7 protein-coding genes and 2 riboswitches are annotated in these 10,555 nt (G+C 37.8%); all 7 genes read left to right on the plus strand.

The features are described from left to right. The first annotated feature begins 29 nt into the window (after window positions 1-29). The 7 genes from ACWNMY_RS12710 (at window position 30) to ACWNMY_RS12740 (ending at window position 10,281) form a co-directional block, all read left to right on the plus strand. Window positions 30-890 (plus strand): ABC transporter permease, encoded by an 861-nt coding sequence (locus ACWNMY_RS12710; RefSeq protein WP_449538638.1) that lies wholly within the window; start codon window positions 30-32, stop codon window positions 888-890. Next, the gene (locus ACWNMY_RS12715) at window positions 890-2,062 is read left to right on the plus strand and encodes a quaternary amine ABC transporter ATP-binding protein (protein WP_449538623.1); all 1,173 of its coding nucleotides are present in this window, start codon (window positions 890-892) and stop codon (window positions 2,060-2,062) included. Before ACWNMY_RS12710 ends, ACWNMY_RS12715 begins: the two co-directional genes overlap by 1 nt. Window positions 2,063-2,262: 200 nt before the next feature. Beyond that, complete coding sequence (locus tag ACWNMY_RS12720) at window positions 2,263-3,228, plus strand: AAA family ATPase (protein ID WP_449538624.1); 966 nt, start codon at window positions 2,263-2,265, stop codon at window positions 3,226-3,228. Continuing rightward, complete coding sequence (locus ACWNMY_RS12725; RefSeq protein WP_449538625.1) at window positions 3,225-4,463, plus strand: DUF58 domain-containing protein; 1,239 nt, start codon at window positions 3,225-3,227, stop codon at window positions 4,461-4,463. The genes ACWNMY_RS12720 and ACWNMY_RS12725 overlap by 4 nt, the downstream gene beginning before the upstream one ends. Window positions 4,464-4,597: 134 nt before the next feature. After that, window positions 4,598-6,775, plus strand: coding sequence for a transglutaminaseTgpA domain-containing protein (locus tag ACWNMY_RS12730; RefSeq protein WP_449538626.1), 2,178 nt, complete (start codon window positions 4,598-4,600; stop codon window positions 6,773-6,775). Between the two features lie 30 nt (window positions 6,776-6,805). Further along, window positions 6,806-6,907, plus strand: a riboswitch (purine riboswitch). Between the two features lie 202 nt (window positions 6,908-7,109). Then, window positions 7,110-8,630 (plus strand): glutamine-hydrolyzing GMP synthase, encoded by a 1,521-nt coding sequence (guaA, locus tag ACWNMY_RS12735; RefSeq protein ID WP_449538639.1) that lies wholly within the window; start codon window positions 7,110-7,112, stop codon window positions 8,628-8,630. An 84-nt stretch (window positions 8,631-8,714) separates the two neighbouring features. Continuing rightward, window positions 8,715-8,817: riboswitch (purine riboswitch) on the plus strand. Window positions 8,818-8,958: 141 nt separating this feature from the next. Further along, window positions 8,959-10,281 carry an NCS2 family permease gene (locus tag ACWNMY_RS12740; protein ID WP_449538627.1) on the plus strand — a complete coding sequence of 441 codons (1,323 nt, stop codon included), beginning with the start codon at window positions 8,959-8,961 and terminating at the stop codon, window positions 10,279-10,281. Window positions 10,282-10,555: the final 274 nt, after the last annotated feature.

Genomic DNA, 10,555 nt, shown 5'->3' on the forward strand with positions numbered 1-10,555 from the left:
GGTGAATGGTTACAATATGTAACCTACTTATGGGTAGTTTTCCAGATATACGATGGGAATTTTTAGGTGAATATGTTGAAGCGTTTATAAAATGGTTAGATACAACCTTCGAAGGATTTTTTGATTTCATACATCTTATCTCCTCTACAACAATTAATGGTATTGAAGGTTTTCTAACTTTCATTCCGTGGTGGCTCTTCTTACTTGTTATTTTCCTGTTAGGATGGCGTTTTAAATCTGCACCGTCAGGCATATTGTATGCATTTTTTGTTTTTCTTATTGGGACGTTTGGATTATGGGATGTGCTGATGATTACAATTGCGATCGTTTTAACTTCTGTTGTGATCTCGCTCATAATCGGAATTCCACTTGGAGTGTGGATGGCATTTAGTAAAAAGTTTTCCATCATCATGAGGCCGGTTTTAGATGCAATGCAAACTATGCCAAGCTTTGTGTATTTAATTCCAGCCATTTTCTTTTTCAGTCTTGGAAATGTGTCAGCGGTCTTTGCAACCTTAATCTATGCGTTACCACCGGTTATTCGTTTGACTGAGCTTGCCATTCGTAATGTTGATGACGATGTGATTGAATCTGCTCAATCATTTGGTTCCTCAAGATGGCAGATGCTAACAAAAGTTCAGTTGCCACAGGCACTTCCTACAATCATGGCGGGTGTTAACCAAACAACTATGATGGCACTTGCAATGGTCGTTATTGCTTCTATGGTAGGTGCAAAAGGACTGGGTGAACAGGTTCTTATTTCGATAAATCGTATTGATATGGCGTTAGGTTTTGAAGCGGGTATTAGTATCGTGTTTCTAGCTATCATTATTGATCGTGTGACAACAGGAGCAGCGAATTCCTTCCAGAAACACAGGAGGTCAGAATAATGGAAACAAAAATTAAAATCGAGAATATTTCAAAGATATTTGGTCCAAAACCAAAATCAGTCATCCCGATGGTCGAAAAAGGGATGAGCAAGAAAGACATCTTAAATAAGACAAATCATACAGTTGGTGTGTATAATGCATCAATGGAAATCAAGAAAGGCGAAATATTTGTTATTATGGGCCTGTCTGGAAGTGGAAAGTCCACATTAATTCGTTGTTTTAACCTTTTAAATAAACCAACGTCCGGTGCGATCTATGTAGACGGTGAAAACATTGTTACCTATGATTCAGCTAGACTTAAAAAATTCAGACAAGAAAAAATAGCGATGGTGTTTCAGCATTTTGGTTTATTTAGTCATCGAACTGTGTTAGCGAATGTTGAATATGGTCTTGAAATTAAAAATGTTTCAAAGGAAGAACGACGAAATATTGCTTTGAAGAACATTGAAAGCGTAGGGTTAAAAGGCTACGAGGACAAATACCCTGATGAGTTATCAGGAGGGATGCAACAACGTGTAGGACTTGCACGTGCACTAGCGAATGACCCAGATATCCTTCTCATGGATGAACCTTTCAGTGCACTTGATCCACTCATACGCAGAGAAATGCAACTTGAATTGCTAGAGCTTCAAGACAAGCTTCAAAAGACGATTATATTTATCACCCATGATATCAATGAAGCTTTTAAACTAGGGGACCGTGTTGCCGTTATGAAGGACGGTGTAGTGGAGCAGATCGGTACACCGGAGGAAATTATCGAAACACCTGCCAATGACTATATCTCTGAGTTTATCAAGGATATCGACCGTTCAAAGGTACTGCAGGCAGAGCATGTCATGATAAAATCTAGTGCTCTAGTTTCCTTGAAGGATGGTTTGCAGGTAGCGGTAAAGGAAATGCAGAAAAATGGGATCTCAAGTGTCTACGTAGTAAACAAGCATAGACAATTAGAAGGTATTGTGACAATTGATGATGCGATTAATGGAATTAAAGAGAAAAAGACTCTTACCGATGTAATACGCGATGATATATATACAGTTTCAAAGGGTGAATATATCCAGGATATTATTCCGAAGGCCCTTGAAACGAAGTTCCCGTTAGCTGTAGTAGATGAGGACCAACGTCTATTAGGAATCATCTTACGAGTCCATGTTCTATCGAGTCTCGTATAGATGCAATAGGATTAAGAGATTCAAGAAGTAAATACTGGATAACAAAAAAGACTCAGAATAGTATCTGAGTCTTTTTTTCGACAAAATTCGAGTGGTGACAGCACATATAGCATCATATCCGCACTTTTATATTTATTGTGTGAATAGTATAATAGTTACATATTATGTAAGATGAAGCTAGTAATTTAGGGGGACGGAAAATGGCGCAACTTGATATGTTACATCCAGTTTTAGGAAGAGTAATAGAAAATATCGAAAAGGTAATGATCGGAAAGAGAGACGTAGCCACACTAAGTTTGGTCGCATTGTTAGCAGAGGGACATGTGTTACTCGAGGATGTACCAGGTGTGGGAAAGACAATGATGGTGCGTTCACTTGCAAAGTCAGTCAGTGCAGATTTTAAGCGAATTCAATTTACGCCTGACCTACTCCCGTCTGATGTGACTGGAACATCTATTTATAATCCAAAGGAACTTCAATTTGAATTTCGTCCTGGACCTATCATAGGGAATATTGTACTTGCTGACGAAATCAACCGTACTTCCCCCAAGACACAATCAGCCCTTCTTGAAGGGATGGAGGAAAGTAGCATAACGGTTGATGGTGTGACACGCCAATTGCCTAAGCCATTCTTTGTTATGGCAACCCAAAACCCAATTGAATATGAGGGGACTTACCCACTCCCAGAAGCGCAACTAGATCGGTTTTTGTTAAAAATGAAAATGGGATATCCATCCATTAATGAAGAAATAGAAGTATTAAATCGAGCTGAGAAATCAAAGCCAATTGAAGAGTTAGAGTCCGTGATAACTCTTGATGAATTACTGGTACTACAAAATGAGGCAAAACAAGTCTATGTTGATCAAACGATTAAAGAGTATATTGTGGATCTCGTAAGTATGACTAGAACCCATAAGTCTGTCTATTTAGGTGCTAGTCCACGTGGATCAATTGCATTAATGAAGGCTGCACAAGGTTATGCGTTAATTCATGGAAGGGATTTTGTGATTCCAGATGATATCCAATACTTGGCCCCATTTGTTCTTCCTCATCGAATTATCTTGAAATCTGAATCAAGATTTGAAGGAATGACAAGTGAAAAAGTAGTTACAAAAATAATAGAAAGAACACCGATTCCTGTTCAAAGGTCGTTGAATCATAGATGAGGAAACTACTTCGGAAGCTAAGGGAAATGGGGAAACTAACTACTATTTTTCTGCTAGTTATCGTAACCTTTGTATATGCGATGTTTCAAGGCGGGTTCGTGAGTTGGTTTTTATTTTATAGTTTCATCCCGTTTGGATTATATTCTTTGTCTCTAACTTTCTATTCATTGAAGGACTTTACGATTACACGTACGATTAATGCTACAGAGTATGTTGCGGGAGAAAAATTTGAAGCAACAATTGTAATAAGGCGTAAATTTCCTTTTCCGCTGATGTACCTAATAGCCGAGGAGTTACTCCCTCCACAGTTACATAAATATGAGCAGGCAAAACAATCAAAAGTAATCTTATTTCCTTGGTTTAAACGTGAACTCACGTATCGTTATGAATTGGATTCTATTCCAAGGGGTGAACATGTATTAGAAGGGATACGAATTAAAACGGGTGATTTGTTCGGGCTTGTTGAAAAAGAGCTTGTATTACCGAATCGTGATCAATTTTTAGTATATCCACAGTACGTAGATATGATATATCGCCAGTTGGAAAGTCGATTTGAACAAGGGATGACATCTTCTAACGTAAGACTGCAGCGGGATACAGCCATAGCCATAGGTGTAAGGGAATATGCACCAGGTGATCGTTTCTCGTGGATTGACTGGAAAGCCTCTGCTAGACGAAATGATATTATGACAAAAGAATTTGAACAACAGCAAAGCCATGACATTGTTTTATTTATGGATCGTTCAAAATCAACCCAATTTGAACAGGCGGTTACATTTACTTCCTCTCTTGTAAAAGCTGTTCTAAAAAAAGGAGCACAACTTTCGTTTATCTCCATCGGAGAGAACCAATCCATTTTTCCGTTACGAAATGGGGAAACACAACAACAAGTTATCTACCGTCATCTAGCGAAGGTAAAGGACGATAGCCTAATTCCATTTTCACAAATCGTGGAATCTGAGATGAAGAAAACGTATCAACCAGTCACCTTTATGCTAGTGACGAATGTGTTGACTAGGGATATGATTCATACGGTTGGGCGATTTTCAATGAGGAATGCTGATTTGCAGCTCTTTATAGTTAAAGAAAAGGGAGCACAGCTCAGCGCGGAGGAAAGAACAGTACTTGAGGCAATAAGTAGGCATAATGTATTTGTTAAGGTCGTTTATGAAGGGCGCTTTGCAGAAGCATTTACTCTTATTCAGCAGTCCTCCACTTCGAAAATGGGAGGATAAATGTAAAGTGTGGGGGCGAATCTCGACAGAATTAGATGAACCTCCGAAGGTACCCTCCTTTTAAGCGTACTTATAGTTGAAGTGAAAAAATCTGGGCGCAAATACGCCAAGGCGCATTTGAATGAGGTGAGTAAATGAGGCCTAAGTTACCAGCTCGACGTGATATTCGAAATCTATTATTGAATCTATTTTGTTTTCTTTTGCTTTGGGAATGGTTAAGACCGTTAAAGACAGTTACAGATACACAAGAAACGGCAGGATTTATCCTATTTATAGGTATTTGCTTTCTGTTGTTATTTTTACAGGTTCGTTTTTTGCTTGGTGGTCTCATTAAGAGTTTTTTTATTTTATATACGATCCATAACTTGTATTTCAAGCAGAATTTTTTGGATGCATCATGGGTTGGGGAGTTACTTATTGATTTTCTAAATAACTTTGGGCTTCTGTTCCAGGCGAATTGGTGGCAAATGACACCGATGTTTCGAACTTTTCTTTTTTTTATATTGCTATGGTTAATGAGTTATTTACTTCATTATTGGTTTACTCAACAAAAACGGATTCTTTTATTTTTCGTTTTAACCATTACGTATATAACTGTCCTTGATACATTTAGTCCCTATGATGCAAAAGGGGCAATCATTCGAACGGTATTAATTGGATTTATTATGCTTGGAATACTACAATTTGAACGTCTTAAGGCTAAGGAGCTGTCTACACATATAAATATTGGAAAAAGGTGGGCGGTTCCATTAGCTATCTTTATTCTGTTTTCTACCTTTCTTGGCTACATCTCTCCAAAGGCAGCACCGCAATGGCCAGATCCTGTTCCATTCTTAAAAGGGTATGGACAAGAAAATGCAAATGGATCGATAAATGGAGTAAAGAAAATCGGATATGGAACGAACGATGAAAATCTAGGAGGCCCTTTTCTCCCAGATGATACGGTAGTCTTTACTGCAAATTCGGAAAAACGACATTATTGGCGAGTGGAGTCCAAGGATCTATATACCGGAAAAGGATGGGTACTCTCTGCCCAACCCGATAGGGAAACGTTCCATGATGAAAATACAGTATTGAATTGGTTTGAATCAAAAACCGAGGTAGAATCAATCGAAACGGAAATTCAAATGGATTTAAAGTATTCACATATCGTCTATCCGTTAGGATTAACGTCTGTAGAAATAGATCCTGATATTCACTTTAGTGTGAACACAGTATCAGAAAAGATCACTTCGTATAGAGGTGAGGATCAAGTTAAATTGGATGGATACAAAATGCATTATGAGTATCCCAAATATTATATTAATCACTTAAAAGAGGTTGTAGAGATCGGTGGACTTGAGCTAGATCGGTCATTTAAAGAAAGATATACACAATTACCTGAGGGAATGCCTGATCGCGTAACAGAACTAGCTCTATCTATTACTGACTCAAGAACGAATCGGTATGATAAAGTTAAAGCGATTGAGAACTATTTCCAAGCCAATGGCTTTGTGTACGATCGACAAAACGTGGCCATTCCATCAGAGAATCAGGATTATGTAGACCAGTTTTTATTCGAAACAAAGGCAGGCTATTGTGATAATTTTTCTACCTCAATGGTTGTTTTATTGCGTGCTGCAGATATCCCAGCAAGGTGGGTAAAAGGGTATACGGAAGGGCAACAACTAAAGATCAACTCGTATGAAGTTACGAATAATAATGCGCACTCTTGGGTAGAGGTTTATTTTCCTGACTATGGTTGGATTCCATTTGAACCGACAAAAGGATTTAGTAATTCGAACTTGTTTACCTTTGATTTATCTACTTCAGAGAATCAGAATAGTGATGTTCCGGAGGTGACACCAGAGGAAACTCCGGAGCAAGAAGAAGTAGAAGAAGCGGTAGCAGAACCTATTTCTGAGGAAACGGATCGTAGTATTTTTGAAGGAATGAAAGCCTCGTTCTCTTGGAAGTATCTATTGATTTCTTTACTGATAATCATACTAGTATCTTACGTAACGTTTAGTACTCGAAAGAAATGGATTCCTCTATTCTATATTTGGTTATATAAAAATAAAAAGGATGAAGACGTCTATTTTAAGGCGTATCACGCATTGCTAAAACACTTAACTCGAGTAGGTTTCCCTAGAAAAGAGGGGCAGACTCTAAGAGAATACTCGATACAGGTTGATAAGCTTTACAATGGACAAGAAATGGAACAATTAACTCTAAGTTATGAACGGGCATTGTACCGGAGAAATAGTGCAAATGAAGAATGGGAACAGTCAGTAGAATTATGGGAAAATTTAATTAAAAAGATATCATCTTGACCAATAGGTACCCTATTGATAGAATTAACACAAATTTTATAGAAGTTCCTTCGTATATCCTCGATAATATGGTTCGAGAGTCTCTACCGGACAACCGTAAATGGTCTGACTATGAAGGCAGCTATTCTATTTGTGTGCATAAACTAGAATTCTGCCTTTTATTAGGCGAGGATTCTAGTTTTTTTGCTTTATTCAGAAGAGTGGTTGAAAGGGTCAAACTCTAGTCGAATAAAGTAAAAATTATGTTTCAAATACGCTAAGACGCATTTGATGTATATTATCTACTGGGTATATAACAAAATATAATGAGGTGATTATTGTGGATGTTCAAGAAATGGTCGTTGTTTTAGATTTTGGTAGCCAATACAATCAGTTAATAACTCGTAGAATCCGTGAGTTTGGGGTATATAGCGAGCTTCACCCACACACAATGAGCATTGAAGAAATCAAAGCTCTACAACCAAAAGGAATTATTTTATCTGGTGGTCCGAATAGTGTGTATGATGACAACGCATTTACCTGTGACGAGAAGATCTTTGATTTAGGTATTCCTGTGTTGGGAATCTGTTATGGAATGCAGTTGATGACAAAGAAATTTGGTGGTCGTGTAGAGAAGGCTCAACACCGTGAATACGGAAAAGCAAACATCAATGTGAAAAATCAAACATCATTATTTTCAAACATCCCGGATGAACAGGTTGTTTGGATGAGCCATGGTGATTTAGTTGTTGAAACGCCTGAAGGTTTTTCTGTAGATGCGGTAAGCCCATCATGTCCAATCTCTGCAATGAGCGATGAAGGAAGAAAGCTGTATGGTGTTCAATTCCACCCAGAGGTGCGTCATTCTGTATATGGTAATGACCTATTGAAGAATTTCGTATTCGGTGTTTGCGGATGTAAAGAAAGCTGGTCAATGGAAAATTTCATTGAAATTGAAATGCAGAAAATCCGTGAAACAGTGGGCGACAAAAAGGTACTTTGTGCTCTTAGTGGCGGTGTAGACTCTTCTGTCGTAGCTGTACTTATCCACAAAGCAATTGGTGATCAATTAACATGTATGTTCGTTGACCACGGCCTACTACGCAAGGGAGAAGCTGAAAGTGTGATGAAAACTTTCAGTGAAGGCTTCAATATGAATGTTATTAAGATCGATGCAAAAGACCGCTTCTTAAGTAAGCTAAAAGGTGTCAGTGACCCTGAACAAAAACGTAAAATCATCGGTAACGAGTTTATCTATGTATTTGACGACGAAGCAGCGAAACTTCAAGGGATCGATTTCTTAGCTCAAGGAACGCTCTATACAGACATCATTGAAAGTGGAACAGCAACTGCACAAACAATAAAATCTCACCATAATGTTGGTGGATTACCAGAAGATATGCAGTTCAAATTAATTGAACCACTTAATGCCTTATTTAAGGATGAGGTTCGTGCAGTAGGTACCGAATTAGGAATTCCAGATGAAATTGTGTGGCGCCAACCATTTCCTGGTCCAGGATTAGGGATTCGTGTACTAGGTGAAATAACGGATGAAAAGCTAGAAATTGTTCGAGAATCAGATTATATTCTACGAGAAGAAATTCGAAAAGCAGGACTCCAACGGGAAATTTGGCAGTACTTCACAGTCCTACCAGATATCCGTAGTGTAGGGGTAATGGGAGATGCAAGAACATATGATTACACAATCGGTATTCGTGCTGTAACTTCTATAGATGGTATGACTTCAGATTGGGCTCGTATTCCATGGGACGTTCTAGAAGTGATCTCAACAAGAATTGTAAATGAAGTTAGTCATGTAAACCGAGTGGTGTATGATATAACAAGTAAGCCACCAGCAACAATAGAATGGGAATAATACGAACAATAAAATTGAATTAATAAAAAATGTTCGTTTTCTAGTTGACTCTCTAGGTCCAATGTCTTATAATGAAATCAATTGAAAGATATTGTTGAAATACGTCGTATAATCTTGGGGATATGGCCCAAAAGTTTCTACCAGGCTACCGTAAATTAGCTTGACTACGAGGTATAACCGATGAGAAAGAGTGTCTACTAATCTATTACTCTTTTATCTATGTTATCCTTAATGTCAAGCGTCTCAGATATATATCTGAGGCGCTTTCTTGTGTAGTAACGATTAGCCCCCTTAACGACGATCTACCAAAGGGAGAGGAACTTATATTATGAAGAAGTATTTTCAGTTCGACGAACTCGGAACTAATTATAGAAAAGAATTTATTGGTGGATTAACAACGTTCTTATCTATGGCTTACATCTTATTCGTTAACCCATCAATCTTATCATTAAGTGATGTACCAGATTTACCAGCAGACATGAGAATGGATGCAAGTGCTGTGTTTGTCGCAACTGCTCTTGCGGCTGCAATTGGTACATTGATAATGGGTGTTGTAGCAAAGTACCCTGTTGCATTAGCACCAGGTATGGGCTTAAATGCATTCTTCGCTTATTCAGTCGTTTTAGGAATGGGTATTTCGTGGCAAACAGCTTTATCCGGTGTTCTAGCTTCCGGTATTGTATTAGTAATTTTAACACTAACTCGTATCCGTGAAAAAATCATAGATGCCATTCCGAGTAATTTGAAATTTGCTGTAGGAGCGGGTATCGGGTTATTCATTACATTCGTAGGGCTTAAGAATGCGGGTATCGTCATTGGTGATCCTGCTACATTAGTGGCGTTAGGTGATTTAACAAATGGAAATACACTTCTAGCTATTTTTGGTGTTGTAATAACCGTCATATTAATGGTTCGTAATATTAATGGTGCAGTATTCATCGGAATGATTATTACAGCTATCGTTGGGATGCTAACAAATTTAATTGGAGTACCTGATCAAGTAGTAAGCTCTGTACCAAGTTTAGCACCAACCTTTGGTGTCGCGTTGTCTCATTTCGGAGAGATATTTACATTAGATATGTTGGTTGTAATCCTTACATTTATGTTTGTTGATTTCTTTGATACAGCAGGCACACTTGTAGGAGTAGCAAACCAAGCGGGTCTTATGAAAAACAATAAACTACCAAGAGCTGGTAGAGCACTTGTTTCAGATTCAACTGGTACTGTTATCGGTGCTGTACTCGGTACTTCTTCAACTACATCATTTGTAGAGTCATCTGCGGGAGTCGCAGCCGGAGCAAGAACTGGTTTTGCTTCAATCGTTACAGCCGTATTTTTCTTATTAGCATTATTCTTCTCTCCATTATTAGGTGTTATAACATCTGCAGTAACTTCACCAGCTTTAATTATTGTTGGGGTACTGATGGTTGCGACTTTAGGAAATATTGAATGGAATAGATTCGAAATTGCAGTTCCTGCATTTTTAACGATTATAGCAATGCCTTTGACATACAGTATTGCTACAGGAGTCGCGATTGGCTTTATCTTTTACCCAATTACAATGATAGTAAAAGGGAAGGCTAAAGAAATACACCCAATTATGTATGGGTTGTTCGTAGTATTTATTCTTTACTTCATCTTTTTATCATAATATTAGTGGATGCCAGATCTATATCTGGCATCTTTTTTTTATTTCAATGTTACACAATTAATATAGAAGGTAGTAATAATGGTAAGAAATTCCTGTATAAAACGTGTTGACGGTGGGAGATAATCTTGGTATATTAAGTGAGTCGCTGTTACGCATCTTAATAAAAAATAATATTTATTAAATAATGTTGACACCGATTTTTAAAAATGATATATTATAAAAGTCGCCAATGAGCGATGATAAAAGTTCTTTGAAAACTGAACACAATACAAGC

This window comes from Ferdinandcohnia sp. Marseille-Q9671 (assembly GCF_976954385.1).

Coding starts and splice junctions, on each gene's coding strand:
- ACWNMY_RS12710 (WP_449538638.1), top strand. CDS start 30: ATGGGTAGTTTTCCAGATATACGATGGGAATTTTTAGGTGAATATGTT.
- ACWNMY_RS12715 (WP_449538623.1), top strand. CDS start 890: ATGGAAACAAAAATTAAAATCGAGAATATTTCAAAGATATTTGGTCCA.
- ACWNMY_RS12720 (WP_449538624.1), top strand. CDS start 2,263: ATGGCGCAACTTGATATGTTACATCCAGTTTTAGGAAGAGTAATAGAA.
- ACWNMY_RS12725 (WP_449538625.1), top strand. CDS start 3,225: ATGAGGAAACTACTTCGGAAGCTAAGGGAAATGGGGAAACTAACTACT.
- ACWNMY_RS12730 (WP_449538626.1), top strand. CDS start 4,598: ATGAGGCCTAAGTTACCAGCTCGACGTGATATTCGAAATCTATTATTG.
- guaA (WP_449538639.1), top strand. CDS start 7,110: ATGGTCGTTGTTTTAGATTTTGGTAGCCAATACAATCAGTTAATAACT.
- ACWNMY_RS12740 (WP_449538627.1), top strand. CDS start 8,959: ATGAAGAAGTATTTTCAGTTCGACGAACTCGGAACTAATTATAGAAAA.